The sequence below is a fragment of the Roseibium sp. TrichSKD4 genome (assembly GCF_000148725.1).
Lineage (GTDB): Bacteria > Pseudomonadota > Alphaproteobacteria > Rhizobiales > Stappiaceae > Roseibium.
This window is the reverse complement of the sequence record NZ_GL476319.1, coordinates 41,318-62,862: the sequence shown is the minus strand read 5'-3', so window position 1 is coordinate 62,862 and position 21,545 is coordinate 41,318. Positions and strand designations below refer to the sequence as shown.

14 protein-coding genes are annotated in these 21,545 nt (G+C 54.2%); 8 read left to right on the top strand and 6 right to left on the bottom strand.

Annotated elements, in window-relative coordinates; all coding sequences use genetic code 11:
- Positions 1-23: 23 nt before the first annotated feature.
- Genes TRICHSKD4_RS16625 through TRICHSKD4_RS16615 form a run of 3 tightly spaced genes read right to left on the bottom strand, consistent with a single transcriptional unit; the run spans position 24 to position 4,104 of the window.
- Positions 24-869: a hypothetical protein gene (locus TRICHSKD4_RS16625; protein WP_009468040.1), complete on the bottom strand. Its 846-nt coding sequence runs from the start codon at positions 867-869 to the stop codon at positions 24-26.
- Entirely contained in the window at positions 866-1,939 is a 1,074-nt protein-coding gene (locus TRICHSKD4_RS29480) for a restriction endonuclease subunit S (RefSeq protein ID WP_009468039.1), read from the bottom strand. The genes TRICHSKD4_RS16625 and TRICHSKD4_RS29480 overlap by 4 nt, the downstream gene beginning before the upstream one ends.
- Complete coding sequence (locus TRICHSKD4_RS16615; protein WP_009468038.1) at positions 1,936-4,104, bottom strand: N-6 DNA methylase; 2,169 nt, start codon at positions 4,102-4,104, stop codon at positions 1,936-1,938. Before TRICHSKD4_RS16615 ends, TRICHSKD4_RS29480 begins: the two co-directional genes overlap by 4 nt.
- 257 nt (positions 4,105-4,361) lie before the next feature.
- On the opposite strand from TRICHSKD4_RS16615, the gene TRICHSKD4_RS16605 reads away from it, so the two are divergent.
- A complete protein-coding gene (locus tag TRICHSKD4_RS16605; protein ID WP_009468037.1) occupies positions 4,362-5,786 on the top strand; it encodes a DUF2779 domain-containing protein in 1,425 nt (474 codons plus the stop codon).
- Between the two features lie 232 nt (positions 5,787-6,018).
- A complete protein-coding gene (locus TRICHSKD4_RS16600) occupies positions 6,019-8,145 on the top strand; it encodes a CHAT domain-containing protein (protein WP_040617058.1) in 2,127 nt (708 codons plus the stop codon).
- A 328-nt stretch (positions 8,146-8,473) separates the two neighbouring features.
- Here TRICHSKD4_RS16600 and TRICHSKD4_RS16595 read toward each other — a convergent pair whose 3' ends face one another.
- Entirely contained in the window at positions 8,474-12,157 is a 3,684-nt protein-coding gene (locus TRICHSKD4_RS16595; RefSeq protein ID WP_009468035.1) for a vitamin B12-dependent ribonucleotide reductase, read from the bottom strand.
- Positions 12,158-13,150: 993 nt separating this feature from the next.
- On the opposite strand from TRICHSKD4_RS16595, the gene TRICHSKD4_RS16590 reads away from it, so the two are divergent.
- Both TRICHSKD4_RS16590 and TRICHSKD4_RS16585 read left to right on the top strand, forming a co-directional pair.
- Positions 13,151-13,888 carry a PleD family two-component system response regulator gene (locus tag TRICHSKD4_RS16590; protein ID WP_009468034.1) on the top strand — a complete coding sequence of 246 codons (738 nt, stop codon included), beginning with the start codon at positions 13,151-13,153 and terminating at the stop codon, positions 13,886-13,888.
- A gap of 150 nt (positions 13,889-14,038) precedes the next feature.
- Positions 14,039-14,425 (top strand): NADH:ubiquinone oxidoreductase subunit NDUFA12, encoded by a 387-nt coding sequence (locus tag TRICHSKD4_RS16585; RefSeq protein ID WP_040617148.1) that lies wholly within the window; start codon positions 14,039-14,041, stop codon positions 14,423-14,425.
- A gap of 76 nt (positions 14,426-14,501) precedes the next feature.
- Here the strand turns inward: TRICHSKD4_RS16585 and TRICHSKD4_RS16580 are convergent, their stop codons facing one another.
- Both TRICHSKD4_RS16580 and TRICHSKD4_RS16575 read right to left on the bottom strand, forming a co-directional pair.
- Positions 14,502-14,900 carry a DUF423 domain-containing protein gene (locus TRICHSKD4_RS16580; protein ID WP_009468032.1) on the bottom strand — a complete coding sequence of 133 codons (399 nt, stop codon included), beginning with the start codon at positions 14,898-14,900 and terminating at the stop codon, positions 14,502-14,504.
- Between the two features lie 75 nt (positions 14,901-14,975).
- Positions 14,976-17,021 carry a M3 family metallopeptidase gene (locus tag TRICHSKD4_RS16575; RefSeq protein ID WP_009468031.1) on the bottom strand — a complete coding sequence of 682 codons (2,046 nt, stop codon included), beginning with the start codon at positions 17,019-17,021 and terminating at the stop codon, positions 14,976-14,978.
- A gap of 578 nt (positions 17,022-17,599) precedes the next feature.
- Here TRICHSKD4_RS16575 and TRICHSKD4_RS16570 point away from each other — a divergent pair.
- The 4 genes from TRICHSKD4_RS16570 to TRICHSKD4_RS16555 all read left to right on the top strand — a co-directional run.
- Positions 17,600-18,955, top strand: a complete 1,356-nt coding sequence (locus tag TRICHSKD4_RS16570; protein WP_009468030.1) for a substrate-binding protein — start codon at positions 17,600-17,602, stop codon at positions 18,953-18,955.
- A gap of 105 nt (positions 18,956-19,060) precedes the next feature.
- The gene (locus TRICHSKD4_RS16565) at positions 19,061-20,092 is read left to right on the top strand and encodes a branched-chain amino acid ABC transporter permease (RefSeq protein ID WP_009468029.1); all 1,032 of its coding nucleotides are present in this window, start codon (positions 19,061-19,063) and stop codon (positions 20,090-20,092) included.
- A gap of 3 nt (positions 20,093-20,095) precedes the next feature.
- A complete protein-coding gene (locus tag TRICHSKD4_RS16560; RefSeq protein WP_009468028.1) occupies positions 20,096-21,298 on the top strand; it encodes a branched-chain amino acid ABC transporter permease in 1,203 nt (400 codons plus the stop codon).
- Positions 21,299-21,309: 11 nt separating this feature from the next.
- A partial coding sequence (locus TRICHSKD4_RS16555) for an ATP-binding cassette domain-containing protein (protein WP_040617057.1) occupies positions 21,310-21,545 on the top strand: 236 nt, incomplete at its 3' end.

The following is a 21,545-nucleotide window of genomic DNA, read 5'->3' as shown; positions in this document are numbered from 1 at the left end:
AATCCCTCTTCGACGAAATCAGTTCAAGTTAAATCGCCTTTTGGTTGAGTAATATATTCACCCACACCGTCAAGTACTTGGTCAATCATTTTTAGGCAATGAGCAATGGATTCATCGCTCATGTAAAAGATCCATGGTTCGTCATTACGGGTGGCCTGTGAGAACCAACTCCTTGGCCATTCTCCGCTTGCGATACGTTGGGCAAATCTCTGACGTGTTTCTGGCGGCCATTCGAACCCGTTGTGGAACATATTGTTACGATAGCCGAAAAGAGCCGAAAGCGTCTTCTGGTATTCCCCGGGAAGGTAGTTGTGGAGACCCGTCGATATCGCGAGCTGATTGATCCCAGCGACGACATCATCCTTTTGGCCGTCCTTACGGTACACAATCTGCGGGTTCCAGTATTGGTCTTGGGTGGCTGCGGTGCGTGGATCGTTGGCGGTATCTTCATGAAGCTGCCTGCGCAGTCCACGGAACACGGACACGAACAGAGACTCAACAAAGGGCGCCAACATGCCAACAGCTGACATGCTATGTGCGGCATCCTGGAAAACCGACCAGTGTATTGCGTCGACCCACTGATCTTCCAGGTGTTGCTGGTATTCATCGCTGGCCCCGGCGTAGGCGCGGGTCCGGGCATCAAGCTCTTTGATTTTCTTTGAGACGAGTTGCTCTGTTTCGGCATGCCGCCTCAACATGCCTTTGATCGCGATCAGTTGGGCTTCCAGGTCGGGTTCGCCAATCAGGAACAGAGCACGATCACGGTTGCTGATCTCCGGCAAGCTAAATTTCGTTGATTTTAAACTTGCGGTCTCACTTTCCAGTTCGGCACGCAGGTATTCGGGAATGGTTTCATCGTTTACAATCACACTGTGATCTCCCCGTTCATCAGGCGCGGCAGGAGAAGGTCCCGGGCTTGTGAGAGTTTTTCGTTGTATGCCTCCAGCCTCGCGCGTTGTGCGAACATCGGCTCGACAGCTTCGTTGAAATGCCGACGGAGCCTCTCTTTAGGCTGAACAAGCTTTCGGCTATAGGCGAAATCGCGGTTCAAGCCGGGCACTCCCGCGTCCGTATTCTGGAAACCTGCTGATGGCAGCGCGAGGTAGAGCCAGAAGTCCGCCTGATCTTTTGGGATGAAGTAAACCGTATCGATCGGCCAGAAATCGGCAGGTGACCAGAAAACGCTCCCAACGTTACCCTTGCGCCCAATTATGATCGTTGGTCCTTCGACTAAGGCCTTTTGGTGTGTGCCGACAATACCGCTGGAACCATAGACTGGAAACGGTCCCTCGACACGGTTTTCCTTTTTCAGGGCCTTGCCATACTTCAATTCGGCTACTTTACCGAATGTCCGTCTTTCCCATCCCTCCGGGAGGCCATCGGTGATCGGAATGTGTTCATGGCCGGGGAAGCGGAGGTGGACGAACCACTCGCGGTAAAGCAGCCGCGCCGCTTCCTCCAACAGCGCAATCCGCCGTCGGTTGTTTTCGATCAGGTCGTCGTAAGTGGAGAGGATGGAGACGATCCGGTCTTGCGCGTCTCGTTCTGGCAGATGTATCGGAAGCCCATGAATGTGATTTCGGTTTAGCGTCGGGTTGGCCCCACCCACATTGAACCGCTCTAAGCCCAAACACTTTAGCGCGAAGTAGACGAAACGGGGATTGTTTCCGTTGAGAGATTTGCTCCATAGTGTTGTGTCATGGGGCCAGTAATCGCCGTCAGAATAGTGAACGCTGCCCAGTGTTCCCTTGCGACCGATAATAATTCCCGGTCCCTGGACTTTAGCCTCATTGTGCCAGCTGCTGAGCCCAGAGGACGAGAAAACGGGAACTTCGCCTTTTTTCTGCTGTGCCTTGGTAATATCAAATCCTCTTTGCAAGAACACTAAGTCTTGCAAGACGGCTGGCGCCCAATGTTTTGACCCGAGATAGGAAGTCATACCCCCAACTCCTCGAAGTTCCGGGTTATCCGTGCCGCCAGATCCGTCGCCTCCTCGTTAAGGCCCTTGAGGTCGATGTGGATCGAGCGCAGCGCCTCCTCGAAGTCGAAATCTTCGTCAACCTCTTCAGGCGCCACACCGACATAACGCCCCGGTGTCAGGCTCCAGTCATGGGTTTCGATCTCCCTACGGTTGACCAGCTTTACTAGCCCCTCGACATCACACAGCATCGCATCGGGGAAACGTTCTTGGAGCCAGTCGGCCTGTTTGACGAAATACCGCGCCTGACGCAGCGCCTCGACCACGTCGCCCCTTGCACCGTGATCGTTGTCCTTGTTCGTGCCATTGAGCGCACGCTTGGCCTTGTTGATCTCGGTATTGTTCCAGAGATCGGAGTCACGCGCCTCCAGCTCCTGCATCGCCACATCAGCAACACGGCCTGCAAGCTTCGCCGCCAGGTCGATCTGTTTGGTCAGATCACGGCATTGGTCAGCTATCGCATGGAGGCCTTCCCGTGCCGCGTGAAGTGTCGCATTATCCCGGCTCCTGCCATTTGCGCTGCTTTCCCACTCCTTCGCCCGGGCAACGACTTCGACCCCGTATGCTGCAATGTCTTGCTTCAGCGTTGCCTGGGTGGCTGCCAATTCGGTCCAGGTTTCAGACAGTGGATCGGGATCGCGCGCCTCCGTCGCAAAGGGCGCCATCAAATTGATCAGTTTGGCCAGCCTGTCTTCGAACGCAGTGAAGGGCTCCGTGGTTGCCTGACCTTTTGCGATCGCCTCGGCCAGGTAGGCTTCCACCAGTTCCAAGAAGCGATCGGACTGACCCCGATACAGCCACACAATCGCGGCAATGTTTTTCTGCTGCTCAGGGCTGAAGTCATAAATGGCCCGGGACACTTTCCTATAGATGTTCCGCGCATCGAGCATCAGGACGTGGTCCTTGCGCGCCTCATCTGCTTCCTTTGCCCGATCAAAGAACCAGAGCTGACAGGGAACCGTCCGCGTGTAGAAGAAGTTGCCGCGGATATCGATCATGACATCGACGGCGCCCGTCTCCACGAGCTTCTGCCGGACCTTCGCCTCATCGCGGCCCGCACTGGACGCCTGAGATGACATGACCACACCAGCCCGCCCGGTATCCTTCAGATAATTGTAGAAGTAGGACATCCAAAGGAAGTTGGCGTTAGAGACCTTCTTCGCCTTGTTCACCCCAGGTAGACCGAAGGGGAGGCGCGGGTCGTTCTTCACCTTCTCAGCGTCGACTTCGTCCACATTGAAGGGCGGATTGGCCATGACAAAGTCACACTTACCAATCACCCGATCTGCATTCTTGTCATGCTGGATCAGCTCATGCGGATCCTTGTAGTAGGTTATGGCTTCGTTTCCTGCCTGGATGGAACCCTGAAGGCCATGTACAGCGAGGTTGATCTGCGCCAGTTTGGCGGTCGTCTCGTTCTTTTCGTGGCCGTAGAAAGTGACGCGCTTCATCGTGTCCTTGCCTTCATGCTCGATGAAGTGGCTTGATTGGACGAACATCCCGCCTGAGCCGCAGGCCGGATCAAAGATGATACCGTGGTCCGGCTCGATCACGTTGACGATCGTCTGGACAATAGAGGGCGGTGTGAAGAACTCGCCGTTATCGTGGGCACCCTGTTTGGAAAACTCTGCCAGGAAGTACTCGTAGATGCGGCCGAAAACGTCGCCAGATGCCTTGCGCAGAGCCTCGGTGTCGAACTTGCGCATCATGCTTTCCAGTAGTTCGTCATCGAACCGCTCGTAGTCCTTGGGGAGCTGTCCGGCCAACGGTGGAAAGTGCTCTTCAACGGCTTCCATAGCGGCAGTCAGAGCTTCGCCGAGGCTGCCATCTTTCGGCTGGTCGAGGATCACATCATAGCGGGCGGCTTCCGGCAGCATCATGGCCCGGCGACGAGTGAAGTCTACGTCCCGGAGCGGGCGATCCGGCATCTTCCCGTTTGCCTTCTCCGCCTCGATGGCGGCGAGTGCTTCGTAGTAGCGGTTGGTGGCCTGACGAAGGAACAAAAGGCCCATGATGGGCATGAAATACTCGTTCGAAGCGAGGCCGGAATTGGCTCGCAGATTGTCGGCTATCGTCCAGAGTTCAGCGTCGAATTGCTCGATGTCAGTCAGGTGATCAGAAATCATTATGTCGTTGTCTTCCCAAAGATATTTCCCTGCCAGAGTCTGCGATTGGTGTCGCATTGTTATTGCAAACTTTGGTTGCGTTGGCAAAGCGAGTAATCTGCCTGCCAAGTTGTTTCAGGTTGCCCTGGAGGAGGCTGAAAAGGTTCCGGTTCGAAAGGGGTGTGCAGGATCTTTGTTGTGATCGAATGGCATGTTGGTTCGGCCAATCCTCCTTGGTTGTTTATCGCCTTTGTACCTTGAGTCTTAAGGGTAGTGACATGTTATCGAAAACTGATTTTATCCAGTATCTGAATTGCCCAAAATCGCTCTGGCTGAAACAGCACAAGCCGGAGGTTTATCCAGAGGGCGAGTTTTCCGATTTTGCCCAGAAATTGGCCGAAGAAGGCTACCAGGTCGAGGGATATGTTCGCCAGTTGGTGCAGGGGTGGCCCGATGCCGCTTCCTGTTCGTTCCAGGATGTATTCGAGACGAATGAGGGCCTCCATGCCCGTGTCGACATGCTTCGGGAAAACGAGGATGGGACGATCGATATCTTCGAGATCAAGTCCTCTACCAGTGTGAAGGATGGGAATCCGCATAATCAGCTGAAGGATGCCGCGTTTCAGACGATCGCAGCTACACGGGCAGGGCGCGGCATCCGGAACATCTTCATCGTTCACTTGAACAAGGATTACACCCGTGATGGCGAGATCGATCCTGGGGAGCTCCTCGTCTTTGCCGATGAAACCGTTCGGGTGAAAGGCTTGTTGGACGAAACAGAGCAGGAAATAACTGAGGCGCTTTCACTCCTCAATGAAGCGGCTATTGATGAGCGCTCGTGTAACTGCTTGAACCTCAGTCGTTCTCATCACTGCGACAGTTTCGACTACTTCAATCCGGGCATTCCAGAATACTCAATTTACTCGCTACCTCGGTTGTTTGGCAGGAAGCTCGAGAAATTTGTCGCAGAGGGACGGTTTGGACTGGAGCAGATCGAACTCGAAGAGGTTTCACGCCTTCAACAGCCGATTGTCCGGGCAAGCAACGTCGAGAACCCATTCATAGACATCGCCGACATTAAGAACTTCATCGGTGTTCTGGCCTATCCGCTCTATTTTCTGGATTATGAAACATACCTTTCCGCAATCCCAATCGTTAATGGAACTGGGCCGCAACAGCAGTTACCGTTTCAGTTTTCGCTCCATATCCTACACGAAGATGGTCGGCTCGATCATATCGAATATCTGGCTGATCGGCCGGAACTCCCGCGTCATCTGGTGAAAGCCCTAGAAGGTGCCATCGGTGCGAACGGATCCATCATCACCTGGAACAAGACGTTCGAGAACGCTCGAAACAACGAAATGGCAAACGCATTCCCCGAAAATCGGGATTTCCTTCTTGGCCTTGTGGAGCGAACCGTTGACCTTATGGATGTCTTCAAAACGGGATACGTCGATATCCGTTTCAACGGATCGACATCCATCAAGAAGGTTCTTCCCGTCGTGGTGCCTGATCTCAGCTACGAGGGAATGGAGATTGGCGACGGGACAGCCGCAATGGATGGCTGGAACAAGATGATCAACGAAACCGACCGGGAAAAGCAGGCGCGATTGCGACGGGCCCTCTTGGAGTACTGCAAGCTCGATACACTTGCGATGGTCCGGATCTTTCAGTTCGTTGAGGGGCTGGTGAAGGGAGATTGAAACTATGCTGGGATTTCCAACGATTTTTCTTGCGTAAGCGTCAAGCTAAAAGACTCCGACGTGGACGTTTGCGATCATTTCATCGGGGGGCGGTGAAGAATAACATCGGTCTACAGTAAACCAATCTTAGTTGTCGACAAACCTGCTGATCCCGAACGGTTTCAAATAGCCACCGTATGCGACTTGGAGCACTGCTCTACCCACCATTTTTCATCCGAATAGGTTCACAATAATGACGCTGGAAAATGCTTTCCTTCAGACGTTTATGCTCGATCAAGACACTCTCAATTGGGAGGAGCCTTTCTCGTGGTCAAACCCCGATATCGACTTGTTGGAAGCGCTCTGGACTCTTCAAGTTGCGCGTATGGAGTATTTGCCGGATTTTTGGGCCTGGACAGATGCATTGGTCGCTGACCTGCACAATGCCCGTACTTTAGCAGGCACAGCAGTAGAAACCGACGCTATCGATTGTGCACGTTTTGTCACCTGTATGCCGGCAGTCTATGCCACAAGGGCAGCCGGACAGTTGGGGCCGTGCTACGATTGGATCTGGACCGCCGTTTCTCCAACGCATGATCGAAATCAGCGTGTCAACAATAACACTTACACCTTTCTAAATTTTCCGCACGCTCCGCGAAACTTGTTCAATCGCTATTTGCAGGATGTATCGGAATTCGCAGGGGCCTGTTTCTATGTAGCCTACCGATTTGGTGGCCTGGATGAACTCACGGCCGACGTGGCTCCCGCATGTTGGAGAGTCGTTTCTAGCATTCAAAGACAAAATCCGGCGGAGCGCGGACCAGTTGAAGCTATGTCCCAGATGGTTATTTGGGCGGCATACATTGATTGGCCAGCTAGCGTGAACTGGGCGGCCGATCTGGTCGATACTGCCGCGCGGACGCAGTCGCTTCGGAATAAGCTTGACATTGCGATGGTTTTTACCACCCAGGCAAACCGCTTTGTTGAAGGGACGCCACAGGAGTGGGCTGCGCGAGCACTATCCGAATGGGGCTCGGTGATGGTCGAACATGAACGTCTCCAAGCTCTAGCGGTTGCAATTGAGGGGGTAGAAGATTGGCGATCTCGTCGAGCAGAAGTTTTGGAAGAAATATCGAGGCTTCGAGCTTCATACCTCGCAAATCTGCGGTCCGGTGAATCTGACCTGGAAGTGCTAGAGCTGCGGGCCGTAGTTCTTAACCCATTGATTTTTGCTCTCGTAAACTGGGGCGAAATTGATGATGTCATAGTTGTACTTGGTGCTTGGTATCGAGCGAATAATGTAGAGCCATCCGAAGCGGAACTATTGGTTTTGGTTCCAACCCACAATGGGGGAGCTGCTTATCTTTGGCCTGGCGGTAGTTGGTTAACCGGAACGGGGGACACGGCCACCTATGACGACTTGCAGCGTGCCGCTAGTACGGCTCTAGGATCATACTTTCGTGGGGGCGATGGTGACCATTCACCAGATAGATACGAGGACATTCGCTTCGATGTTATTGATGCCTCCGCAGGACCTCGCTTAGAAGAAGCAATGGCGGCACATTATCGTTTCGAGGAGCTTAGGGAGCGCCTCCCGGCGGATTGGGCACCAAGGTCCGTTCTGATCTTCCCGAGTGGCCCTGAGCCTTTGCAGGCGATGCTTGCAAGGTATGCGAATGTGGCTGCACCTTTGGAGATTAGTTTCCAGTCTGCATTTCCATCACGGCCAATCCGACGAATTGCGGTTTGGGCTGGAGGCCCGTTGCACGAGAGGTTTGAAATTGACGCGATCCGTCATGTGGCCGAACGCTCGGGGTGGGGAGTCGATCTGCATGGATCAGCGAATCCCACTCGTGATGACCTGCGGCGATTTTATGAAAATGATGAGGCAGATGTAGTCTGGGTAATCTCGCACGGCACTCACGATCCGTTTGCTGTCGGAGGCAGTGGGCTGCATATGCCAGATGAGACATTAATCAATCTTGAGGAGATCCGTGGTTGGAGGATCCCGACCGATGGAAGGCGTCTATTAGTTCTTAACAGCTGTAGCGGAGCGTCTGCTCAGATGCGCGGTGGTCTTTCGCGAATTGGGTTGGCGCAGAGCCTCGTCTCAGGCCATCAAGCTGTTGTGGGCCATCTTTGGCCTGTACATTGGACCACCGGTCTTGCGTTCGGTGCTGCGCTTGCCGCCCGATTGGAGGATGCCCTACCGGAACAGGCGGCCCTCGAAGCTGCTCAAATGCTTGCCGATCCCCAGCAATTAAACACCTTTTTAGAGGACCGATATCTGGGATGTGATGACATGCTTGATCGATTGCGTCGATCAGGAGAGGACCTGACCAGTATTGTAAACTGGGGTTGCCCTGTATTGCTTACTTGAACTGGAATGAAGTAACCCGCCCAATCGTCTCCGATGGGCGGGTTTTCTTGTTGTCGGCCGTTTGAGCCGTTTATTGGCGTGAATTGGCCATCCTATGCGACTCGGGACTGGGAGGACATGGGCCGACCCAAATCTGGCAACCATTGGCGCGACGGCGCCTGTCGCACTTTTATCAGGTATCAATTCGTACCTGTTTCATGCAATCGGGCGCCGAGGCGCCCGAATTTCTTCTTTTCAACTGTCAGAGACAATCCTTAGGTCGCTCTGGAGACACAAAAGTCGCCTTCGAGACAAACCTAAGTAGCCTCTTCAGAGTGGCTCACTTTGGTCAGCTGCAGCCGCTGGTGCTGCCGCAGGTGTCGCATTTGAGGCAGGTGCCGTTGCGGACCATGGTGAAGTTGCCGCATTCTGCACAGCTTTCTCCTTCATAGCCTTTCATCCGGGCTTGTGCGATCTGCTGGGCTGCGGTCGCTGCTTGTGGGGCAGGGGCGCTTGTGACTTCAACGGCGCTCACCGCTTCAGCTCCGCGGGCAAAGGCGGTCGCAACAGCCGATGTTTGAGCTGCAGGCGAGCTGCCCACATGTGCAGTGACGGTTGTCGTTGAGGACCCAACCGGCCCTTCGGACTGGTTCACCAGACGAAAGCGCTCTGTTTGACCCCGTACGAGGCCGTGGGAAACAACGCCGCTGTCTTTCGTTTCACCTTCACCGCCAGAGAGCCCTGTTGCAGGAGCGCCGAAGACCTCCGGTGATACATGCGCCAGATCGTGGCGGCCGAGATAGGAAACAGCCAGTTCGCGGAAGACGTAATCGAGAATGGAAGTCGCATTCTTGATCGCATCGTTCCCCATGACCATGCCGGCTGGTTCGAACTTCGTGAAGGTGAACGCATCGACATATTCTTCCAACGGCACACCATACTGAAGGCCAAGGGAGACAGAGATCGCGAAGTTGTTGATGAAGGCACGCAGGGCAGAGCCTTCCTTGTTCATGTCGAGGAAGATCTCGCCAAGCCGGCCATCATCATATTCGCCAGTGCGCAGGAAGATGGTGTGACCGCCGATCTTTGCCTTCTGGGTGTACCCCTTGCGGCGGCCCGGAAGTTTTTCCTGAGAGCGAACAGCGCGTTCAACAATCCGCTCAACAATGCGTTCTGCAACGACTTCGGCACGGGCTGCTTGAGGTTTGGCGGCCAATGCCTCAACCGCATCTTCCTCGTCCTCATCTTCATCTGCCAGAAGCTGGGCATTGAGCGGCTGGCTGAGTTTGGAGCCGTCGCGATAAAGAGCGTTGGCTTTCAGCGCGAGTTTCCAGGACAGCATGTAGGCTTCCATGCAGTCTTCGACCGTTGCATCGTTCGGCATGTTGATCGTTTTGGAGATCGCGCCGGAGATGAACGGCTGAGCGGCGGCCATCATGCGAATGTGGCTTTCAACCGACAGGAAGCGCTTGCCGATCCGTCCGCACGGGTTGGCACAGTCAAAGACCGGGTAGTGTTCTTCCTTCAGGAAAGGCGCGCCTTCCAGTGTCATGGCACCGCACACATGGGTGTTAGCAGCCTCAATGTCGGCCTTGGAGAAGCCGAGGAAGGAGAGAAGCTCAAACTCGGGATCGTTGAGCTGCTCTTCGGAAACACCAAGAGCTGTCATTTGGTCATCGCCAAGCGTCCAGCGATTGAAGACAAACTTGATGTCGAAGGCAGACCCGAGGGAGCCTTTTAACTTCGCAAGGCTTTCATCTGTAAAGCCTTTGGCCTTCAAAGCACCCGGGTTGATGGCTGGAGCCTGATCGAGAGACCCGTGGCCGACTGCATAAGCCTCGATTTCGGCAATCTGACTCTCAGAATAGCCCAGTACAGAAAGCGCTTCTGGCACGGCGCGGTTGATGATCTTGAAGTAGCCGCCACCAGCCAGCTTCTTGAACTTCACCAGAGCAAAGTCCGGTTCAATTCCAGTCGTATCACAGTCCATGACCAGACCGATTGTGCCGGTCGGTGCGATGACGGTGGTTTGAGCGTTGCGGTAGCCGTGCTTTTCTCCAAGCTCCAGAGCCTTGTCCCAAGCAGCCTTTGCCCGCTCTACTAGCCGCTTGTCTGCACAGGAGGCATGGTCAAGTGGCACCGGATCCGTGGACAGTTTCTCATAGCCGGATGCTTCGCCAAACGCTGCGCGGCGGTGGTTGCGCATGACACGCAGCATGTGCTTGGCATTGTCCTTGTAGCCCGGGAAGGGGCCGAGTTCGCCTGCCATTTCAGCAGATGTGGCAAAGGCAACACCGGTCATGATGGCTGTCAGCGCTCCACAGATGGCGCGGCCTTCTGTGCTGTCATAAGGAATGCCGGACGTCATCAGCAGGCCGCCGATATTGGCATAGCCTAGACCGGTGGTGCGGTAGCGGTAAGAAAGCTCTGCAATTTCCTTGGACGGGAACTGCGCCATCAAGACAGAAACTTCAAGGACCATGGTCCACAGGCGAACTGCGTGTTCGTAGCTTTCCACATCGAAGGATCGATCTTCGTTGCGGAACTGCATGAGGTTCAGGGATGCAAGGTTACACGCTGTGTCGTCCAGGAACATGTACTCAGAGCATGGATTGGACGCGCGAATTTCGCCGGATGCCGGACAAGTGTGCCAGTCGTTGATGGTTGTATGGTACTGGAGGCCGGGATCCGCGGATGCCCAAGCAGCATACCCAATCTGCTCCCACAGTTCCTTGGCCTTGATGGTCTTGATCGCATCGCCTGAGCGGCGCGCTGTCAGATCCCAGTCCCCATCTGTCATCACGGCTTTCAGGAACCCGTCGGTCACGCGAACCGAGTTGTTGGAGTTCTGGCCGGAAACGGTGAGGTAAGCCTCGGAATCCCAATCCGTGTTGTAAGTCGGGAATTCAATCTTCGTGAACCCCTGACGGGCGAACTGAATGACGCGCTGGATGTAGTTTTCCGGCACCATCATCTTTTTCGCTGCGCGGATTTCGCGCTTCAGGGCCGGGTTCTTGGCCGGGTCAAAGCAATCCCCATTGTCGGCTTCGCAATTGACGCAAGCCTTCATGATAGCGCTAAGGTGCTTCTGGCAGATTTTGGAGCCGGTGACGAGGGCAGCGACTTTCTGCTCTTCTTTCACCTTCCAATTGATGTATTCCTCAACATCCGGGTGATCGACATCGACAACGACCATTTTCGCTGCGCGGCGCGTGGTGCCGCCGGACTTGATGGCACCTGCTGCCCGGTCGCCAATCTTAAGAAAGCTCATCAATCCGGAGGATTTGCCGCCGCCAGAGAGCTTTTCGCCTTCACCACGAACGCGCGAGAAGTTGGAGCCTGTGCCTGAGCCGTATTTGAAGAGGCGCGCTTCACGGACCCAAAGGTCCATGATGCCGTTCTCGTTTACCAGATCATCTTCAACGGACTGGATGAAGCAGGCATGGGGCTGCGGATGTTCATAGGCGGTGGCGGACTTGGTCAGCTTGCCGGTTTCATAATCGACGTAATAGTGGCCTTGGCTCGGACCATCGATGCCATATGCCCAGTGCAGACCGGTGTTGAACCATTGCGGGGAATTCGGAGCAACTTTCTGGGTGGCGAGCATGTAGCGCAGTTCGTCGTAGAACGCGCGCGCATCGGCCTCACTGTCAAAGTAGCCGCCTTTCCAGCCCCAATAGGTCCAAGTGCCAGCCAAACGATCAAAAACCTGGCGGCCATCAATCTCTGAACCGTAGCGCTGATCTTCGGGGAGTTTCTTCAGTGCTTTTTCGTCAGCCTCGTGGCGCCATAACCAAGACGGCACGGTGTTTTCTTCAACCGGCTTCAGCTTCGCGGGAACACCAGCCTTGCGGAAATACTTTTGGGCGAGAATGTCGGAAGCGACTTGGGAGAATTGGGCCGGAACTTGAATGTCGTCCAGTTTGAACACAACAGACCCGTCCGGGTTCCGGATCTCACTCGTAGCCGTTCGGAATTCGACGTCTGCGTAGGGTGTTTGTCCCTCTTTGGTGTAGCGCCGTTCGATCCGCATTCCATTTCCCCTTTTAAAACCCCGATTGGTGACAAGACCAACCGCCAAGTGCCACATTTTAAGTGCCTGAGCAGCTCATCTGGCCTGCTGGCGCGTAGAGACGCGCCGAAGAGTGCTGCTCTGTTGTTTTCAGCCTATATAGCGCCAGGTGACTGACTGACTACTATATATTGTGTCTATAAACAGGTTTTACAGAGGCGTGCCTCAACACTCGGCACACAAAATCCGCGCCCGCCGAAAACACTTTCCGGCAAGTGGGATATCCGTGTACTAGCTACTGAAACTGACGGGAACGAGAGCTTACTCACCCCTGCTATCCACGCCGCTGACGATACCGAAACTAAAGTAAATGAATTCTTACCGTCAAGCGTCCAATGACAACCTGTTGTGTATCGCTTGTGGGCAAGCGCTAAATATAGTGGGTGTGTGTGGATTGTGGGGAGAGTGGCTTTTCAGGCCTAGTCAAAGGTCACCAGAAACCGCGGAAACTCGCGACTTTTACTTCATACGCCAATCATAAGTCGAATTGGACGAAAAAGTCGGGTCGAATTATTGCGGTATTAAATGCAACGTCAAATACGCTGCGAGTTGCGTGGTTTATCGAAGTCAAGTGGCTGGAAAAAACATTTTGGCGTGCGGCAAAATGCGCACAATTTGTGGGTCCCAAACCCGCCAATCCGGGAATGAATCCTACACGCTGATTCTCCTTGGGTATTCTGACACTGATTCTGAAAAGGGCCCTTTGGTTGGGATGCGCTCGACTGCATTTCGTTGAACCCAGATTGAAACGAGTCCAAACCATACAGGCCGATTCCTGCGGAGAAAACGCAGTCGAATATTCAGAAGTCATGTGATTTGTGCGTAATTAAACTAACATAAATGACTGAAATTATTAAAAATTATCGGAAAGCCACAGCACATTCCTTAAGGGCAGTTTAAGGGGGGGGTGAGATGGTCACCTGCAGAGGGGTTTAGTACGGAGTACACCACAGCATGGTCCATCATGCGGCGTATGGGTTAGATATTGAACAGCTGGATGTTGTTGTCGTGGAAGACAGCAAGCCGATGCAGACCATCATTCGTGCCGTTCTGTACAGTTTAAGGGTCGCTCGTGTGCGTGTTTTCGAAACCGTCGAGCTTGCTCTTGAGCCGATTCTGTCTGAGCCGCCCAACGTCATCTTCACAGATTGGCGTATGCAGCCCATGTCCGGTTACCAGCTGCTCCGAATCGTCCGGCACAAGCACATGGAGCCGTTGTGCTTCATTCCAATCGTTTTCATCACAGCTTGGGGCACACGAGCCTTGGTGAACAAAGCCCTTCGCTCAGGCGCGCATATGGTGATGGTCAAACCAATTTCTCCAAGCGTAATTCATGATCGAATCAAGTGGCTTCTACAAGATAACCGCCCTTTGATTCTCGAGCGATCCGGCTTTTACAACATCAATGGGGAGGCAGGCGACTTCAGCGAGGAGGCGCGCGATGTGCAGAGTATCGAGCAGGCGCGCATTCTGCACCAGCAAGGCCAGCGCCGTTTCCGCGAGATGCAAAGCGTCCTCGAACGGTTCTTCGATCAGAAACTTGACCAAGAAGCAGAGAGGAAAGTTATCAGCGAAGTTGAGCAGGAAGTCGCGCAGGCACGGGCGAGAGAGCTTGGGCGGGTTGGCAAGGTTGCGCCGAAAAAGCGCCTCAAAAAATCGAATGGCTTTGCAAATGTTCGAAAAACCGGCTGAATCTTCAAAGTTTCCAGTCAGAAGCGGGGCGGCACTCTGGACAGCACACGGTTGGAGCGTCATATTCCCGGCAAATGTCTAAATCCACTTGCGAAAACTTGGACGACAGGTTCGTCGCGAGGATTCTGGGGTAACGAGGACGCCATGGGTATCAAGAGCGCGCTTTTGGAAATCTTCACGTGGTGGAACGGCCAGACCGTTGGCACCCGCTTTTTCACATGGCGTAAAGGCGAGTTTGTTGGCGAAGACGAATTCGGCAACAAGTATTATCGCGAGCGTGAGGGCAAAAAGCGTTGGGTCATCTATAAGGATCTGGCGGAGGCGTCTTCTATCCCTCCGGGTTGGCATGGCTGGATGCATCACCGTGTTGATGTGGCGCCCGTTGATGAAGACTACCGCGCGAAATCTTGGCAAAAGCCGCATCAAGAGAACCTGACCGGGACGGCTTCAGCCTATCGTCCGTCTGGCTCCATCTTGACCCCTGAAGAGCGTCCTGAAGTCACCGGCGACTATAAGGCATGGACGCCGGGCCAGTAGGGCTCGCTTGCAAAAATTTCGCAAGTTGTGAAAACCCGCTGTTTGGCGGGTTTTTTGTTGCGCCATTGATTGAAGGCTAACGTGACCTGATAAGAAGGGCACTTAAGGCAACGGCAATCCAGCCCAGGATAATCAGAACGCCGCCGGATGGGGCGGCCATCGGGAAAAGTCGCTGTTCGAATTGAGCGCGGACAAGCAGATCCCCACAAAACAGCGCAAGGCCGATTGCGAGCAAGGCTAGGGCTATCGGAAGAAGCGAGATGCGTTTGATCTGTGCCAAAGCGGCAAGCCCCAAAAATGCAGGCGCATGAAACAGCAACATCTCAGCCGCTGTTCGCATTAGACCCGTAGTATCTGCGTGGGCGGAACGGGCCATGAGGGCAACGCCGGAAGCTCCACACACACCACCAAGGATTATGGCGATCCGTGTCGATTTGGATGTTGGCAGATCCTTTGGGAACAGGCTGCGTTGCATGTCAGCGTTTCCACCGTTTCAGATTTGGAGAAAGGTCAGGGCAGATGCCGCCCTGACTGATCTTGGAACAACGGATCACGCCGCCGCAAGTCCGCGCTGTTCAAGCAAGGCGTCAATCTTCGGTGCCCGCCCTCGAAATGCCTTGTAGGCTTCTTCCGGATCGGGACGCCCACCAGCGGAGTAGATGTATTCATAAAGGCGGTGTGCAGTTTGCGGATCAAAGATGTCTCCGGCTTCTTCGAAGGCACCAAAAGCATCAGCATCCATGACTTCTGACCACATGTAGCTGTAGTAGCCGGAAGAATACCCGTCGCCGGAAAACACATGCGCAAAATGCGGAGTGCGGTGGCGCATGATGATCGCGGAAGGCATGGAAATCTGTTCAAGCGTCTGCTTTTCAAATGCGACCGGGTCAAAACCGTCCAGATCAGTCATCAGGTGAAGCTTCAAATCAACGAGTGCTGAGGACGTGTATTCCACTGTTGCAAAACCTTGATTGAAGTTCTCCGCCGCCAACAGTTTGTCCAGCAACGCTTTCGGCATCGGCTCACCGGTTTTGTAGTTAACCGCATATTTCGACAGAACTTCGGGCTTGGAGAGCCAATGCTCATAAAGCTGTGAGGGCAATTCAACAAAGTCTCGCGCAACACTGGTGCCGGAAATCATCGGGTAGGTTACGCTGGACAGAAGCCCGTGAAGGCCGTGTCCGAACTCGTGAAAAAGTGTGCGCGCGTCATCGAAGGTGAGGAGCGAAGCTTCCCCGTCCGCACCTTTGGCGAAATTCATCACATTCACGATAATCGGCGTAACATCACCTGAGAGCTTTTCCTGACTCCGGAACGCGCTCATCCAGGCGCCGGACCGTTTCGACGGACGAGCGAAATAGTCACCCAGAAACAAACCAATGTGGTTGCTATCTCGACCAAACACCTCAAAGACACGAACATCAGGATGGTAGACGGGAACATCCTTGCGTTCCTTGAAGGAGATTCCGAACAGACGCGAGGCTGTGTCAAAAGCGGCTTCGATGATCTTGTCCAGCTGCAAATAGGGTTTTAATTCGGCCTCATCGAGATCGTGTTTTTCCTTGCGGACTTTCTCTGAATAATAGCGCCAGTCCCACGGCTCGATCTTGATGTTGGCCCCTTGGTGTTGGGCGTAAGCTGCAAGGTCGGCTTCCTCTTCGACGGCTCTTGCCAGGGCTGGTTCCCAAACCTTCATCAAAAGGTCGTTCACGGCCTCAGGCTTCTTTGCCATCGTGTCGTCGAGTTTGAAATGCGCAAAACTCTCAAATCCGAGGAGTTTGGCGCGTTCTGCGCGCAGCTGCAGTGTTTCGGTGATGATTTCGCGGTTATCAGTGTCACCGCCGTTTTCGCCGCGTGATGCCCAGGCCCGAAACGCTTCTTCGCGGAGGGCGCGGTTGGCTGAGAACTGCAGGAATGGCTCAATCAGGGAACGGGAAAGGGTGATGACATGTTTGCCCGCATGTCCTCTGGACTCTGCTGCTGAGGCCGCTGCTGCCAGGAGGAAGTCTGGCAGACCGGCCTTGTCCTCATCTGTTTCCAAAACCAATTGATAATCAGATTCGTCCTTGAGGATATTTTGCGAAAAGGCGGTTCCAAGGCTGGCGAGTTGTTGCGAAATGTCCGCCATCCGGTTCTTGTCAGCTTCGTTCAAGCCTGCGCCTGCGCGCTGAAACATGGTGTGGTAGCGCTCAAGAACTTTTGCTTGTTCTTCTGAAAGGGAGAGGCTTGCCTGCTGATCCCACAGATTTGCCACCCGCTGAAACAGGGCCGGGTTCAACAGCATATCCGATTGATGCTTCGCCAGCTTGGGGGCGACTTCCCGTTCAATTTCTTGCAAAGTCGCGTTCGTGTGGGAGCCGGTCAGATTATAGAATGTCCGCGCAACGCGGGTCAGCAGCTTTCCCGAACTCTCAAGCGCCTCAATTGTGTTGGCAAAATCCGGCTGAGCGTCTTGTGAAGCGATCTCGCTGACTTCCGATTTTGCCTCATCAAAGGCTTGATCAAAGGCCTCCCGGAAATGGTCACCGTTTATGTCATTGAAAGGGGGGACCTGGAACGGAGTTTTCCAATCAGAAAGAAGCGGGTTTTGCGACATGATCTCATCTTGGCTTGCATGAATACAATTGTTCCTAACTTGGCGCTTTTGCCTTCAAGTGCAAGCCGCAAAGCCAGCGGTTCTAGACTCATGTACAGCCATTAAACCCATCAGTAGGTGATCTGCAGTAAACGTGGATCGCAAAATTCTGCACACCCAAAAGTGGTGCTTGGGCGTCAATGGGAGTAAAAATAAGCAGAAAACCCATTAAACTTTCGGCTATCGACTTTTGTATATCTCTGTTTTTAGTATCGCTGGCATTTCGATTGTGCATGACAGCATGTAAATTTATTTAACGGCAATAAACCTCAAATATATTACAGTGTGCAATGCACAAAATTACCAAATTTAATTAATCGGCGAAACAAAAATACGATAACCCACAACGCTGGGTGGTGAAGGGGGCGAGTCATTAGTCGTATTGCCCCTCGGGAACTGTTGTTCCTAGTGTCCAAATAGCTTGCGGAGTCATGGTTGCAAAAACCGGTGAGGAGGCCGGGCAGCCAGTATTCCGAAGGCAAACCACATCAGCCGATGAGCTGAACTTATGGACACTCGGGCCTTTCTGGGAGGAAAGTATGACCCTTATTCGTAAACCGCTGAGCCGCCGTTCCATTTTGCGTGCAGGTGCCGCTGGCGGTGCATTGCTTGCTGCTCCAACCATCTTCACTAGCCGTGCTTGGGCGGCAGGATACGTGAACGAGCCGACCGGCTCCACAGTGACCCTTGGCTTCAACGTTCCGCAAACTGGTCCATATGCTGACGAGGGCGCAGACGAGCTACGCGCTTACCAGCTGGCTGTCGAGCACCTGAACGGTGAAGGTGACGGCGGCATGCTGAACACGTTCTCCTCCAAGGCGCTGAAAGGCTCCGGTATTCTCGGCAAAAAAGTCGAGTATGTGACAGGTGATACGCAGACAAAGTCTGACGCAGCACGTGCATCCGCAAAGTCTATGATCGAGAAAGACGGCGCGATCATGATCACCGGCGGTTCATCTTCCGGTGTGGCTGTGGCCGTGCAAGCGCTCTGCCAGGAAGCAGGCGTCATCTTCATGGCGGGTCTGACCCACTCCAACGACACCACTGGTAAGGACAAAAAAGCGAACGGCTTCCGTCACTTCTTCAACTCCTACATGTCCGGTGCTGCACTGGCTCCAGTGTTGAAGAACGCTTACGGCGCAGATCGGAACGCCTACCACCTGACCGCAGACTATAACTGGGGTTACACGACAGAGCAGGCTGTTCGTGAATCAACCGAAGCACTCGGCTGGAACACCGTTGAAACCGTGAAGACACCGCTCGCTGCGACGGATTTCTCGTCTTACATCACGCCGGTTCTCCAGTCCGATGCAGACGTTCTCGTCTTGAACCACTATGGCGGCAACATGGTGAACTCGCTCACCAACGCTGTTCAGTTCGGTCTTCGCGACAAGCTCGTTAACGGCAAAAACTTCGAGATCATCGTTCCGCTGTACTCCCGTCTGATGGCGAAGGGTGCAGGCGCCAACGTTAAGGGCATCTTCGGCTCCACAAACTGGCACTGGTCGCTGACCGACGAAGGCTCGAAGGCATTCGTCCAGTCGTTCGGTCAGAAATACGGCTTCCCGCCAAGCCAGGCTGCGCACACCACTTACGTTCAAACGCTGCTCTATGCAGATGCATGTGAGCGTGCGGGCACCTTCAACCCATGCGGCGTTGTTGAAGCTCTCGAAGGCTTCGAGTTCGACGGTTTGGGCAACGGAAAGACGCTCTACCGTGCGGAAGACCACCAGTGCTTCAAGGATGTTCTGGTCGTGAAGGGTAAAGAGAACCCGACATCCGAGTTTGACCTTCTCGAGATCGTTGAGGTTACACCGGTCGAGCAGGTCACCTACGCTCCGGATCACCCACAGTTTGCGGGCGGTGCGCTCGGCTCCTGTAACTCCGGCGCCTGATAGGCTCCAAAGGGCAGGGCGGTCATTCGGCCGTCCTGCTCCCAATTTCTGGACACATAGCGCAACGGGACAGCCCGCATGCGCCCTTGATCCGAGCTGAGAGCTATGGACGCAATATTTCTTCAAATTCTGAACGGTCTGGATAAGGGGTCAGCTTATGCGCTGATCGCTCTGGGCCTTACACTGATCTTCGGGACGCTCGGTGTTGTGAACTTTGCCCACGGGGCCTTGTTCATGATCGGTGCATTCTGCGCCGTCACCTTGCAGCGCATCTTGACCCTGAGCTTTGAGACAATTGACCCGGAGCGACTCGACTTTCTGGGCAACCCGCTCAAGGTCAAAACGCCGTACGTGGAATCCTGGTTCGGTCCGGAAATGGGCGCTGCGATCATTGACTGGTCGGTGCCTCTGGCGATCCTGTTTTCCATTCCCATCATGGCACTTGTCGGTCTCATGATGGAGCGGGGCCTGATCAAGCACTTCTACAAACGTCCGCATGCAGATCAGATTCTGGTCACTTTCGGTCTGGCGATCGTTCTTCAGGAAATTATCAAGTATTTCTATGGCGCGAACCCGATCCCGACGCCTGCACCGGCCGCATTTGCTGGCAGCTTTGACTTTGGGGCAATGCTTGGATTTGATCCGAACGTGATCATTTATCCATACTGGCGGATTGTCTATTTCCTCTTCTCGGCGGCCATCATCGGCGGTGTCTTTGCCTTCCTTCAATTCACGACCTTCGGCATGGTCGTGCGCGCCGGCATGGCGGACCGGCAGACGGTCGGGTTGCTCGGCATTGATATCGACCGCCGCTTCACCATCATGTTTGCACTGGCAGCCGTGGTGGCCGGATTGGCAGGGGTCATGTATGCCCCGATCAACTCACCAAACTACCATATGGGCATGGACTTCCTCGTCCTCAGCTTCGTGGTCGTGGTTGTCGGCGGTATGGGATCTCTCCCGGGCGCAGTTCTGGCCGGTTTTGTGCTCGGTATTCTGGAGAGCTTTGCTTCCATGGCACAGGTCGTCGCCCTGTTCCCCGGCATCAACCAGATCGTGATCTATCTCGTCGCAATCATCATTCTGTTGACCCGTCCTCGGGGCCTGATGGGCCGCAAGGGCGTGATGGAGAGCTGACCCATGCTAGGACTTGATAAAAAAGATACGTCCACCTTCCTGCTTGTGGTTGCTCTGGTCGTTTTTGCTCCCTTCCTGTTGAACCCGTTCCCGGATGGGTCTGAACTGGCGCAGTTCAACGCTGGCTATCCGGATCTGATGCAACGCTTCCTGATTTTCGGGATCTTTGCCATCGGCTTCAACATCCTCTTCGGCTTGACGGGATACCTCAGCTTTGGCCACGCCGCTTTTCTGGGTGTTGGTTCCTACGCTGGCGTTTGGATGATGAAACTCCTGACCATGAACGTGGTTCCGGCGATCATCATGTCAGTCATCTTCGCAGGCCTTTTCTCGCTGCTCGTCGGCTACATCTCCCTGCGTCGATCAGGCATCTACTTCTCGATCCTGACGCTCGCCTTCGCCCAGATGTCCTTCTCGCTGGCCTATTCGGTTCTGACACCGATAACCAACGGTGAAACCGGTTTGCAGCTTAATCTGGATGATCCACGCGTGCTTGGCGTGAGCCAAGTGGGCGGCTCCATTCCGGCAGCCAACTTCTTCGGTCTCGCCATGCGCGACAGTTATGAATTGGTGCTTGGAAATTGGCTCTTCACATTTAACGCGGGGTACTATCTGTGTGCCGTGGTGATGATCGCCGCCTTCTACGTCTCTGTCCGGATTTTCCGGTCCCCTTTTGGCATGATGCTGCGTGCGGTGAAATCCAATCAGAACCGGATGAACTTCACCGGTCTGAACAGCAGGCCCTACACGCTGGCAGCCTTCGTCATCTCCGGCATGTATGCAGGTCTTGCAGGCGGGCTGATGGTAGCCATGGACCCACTTGCAGGTGCGGAGCGCATGCAGTGGACGGCCTCTGGCGAAGTGGTTCTGATGACCATTCTCGGCGGTGCGGGCACCTTGATTGGTCCAGTGCTTGGTGCAGGCTTCATCAAATACTGTGAGAACATCTTCTCCAAGATCAACGACAACATTCTGTATCAGTGGTTCTCCGCTTTACCGGATGCCGTCGCTGACTTCCTTGTCTTCATCATCCATCCGTTCATCGGGAAAGGCTGGCACCTGACGCTGGGCATCATGTTCATGCTGATCGTGATATTCCTGCCAGGAGGCATCATGGAGGGCATCAGCAGGATCGGAAAATTGTTCTCTCGCAAGAAAGCTGAACAGGGGCCGAACGGCACTGCAGCTCCGGCTCCGGCGGAATAAGGACAGCACCCATGAATATTTTGACAGTCGAGGGTGTGAACAAGTCGTTCGGCGGCCTGAAAGCACTCAACAATGTGAACTTTGCCGTCGAAGACGGCACTGTTCACGCCATCATCGGGCCAAATGGGGCAGGCAAATCGACCTTTTTGAACTGCATGATTGGCCGTCTTGCCCCCGATACAGGCCGGGTCATGTTTGGCGACATTTCCCTGACCGGTCTAAAGCCATATGAGATCAATCAGGTTGG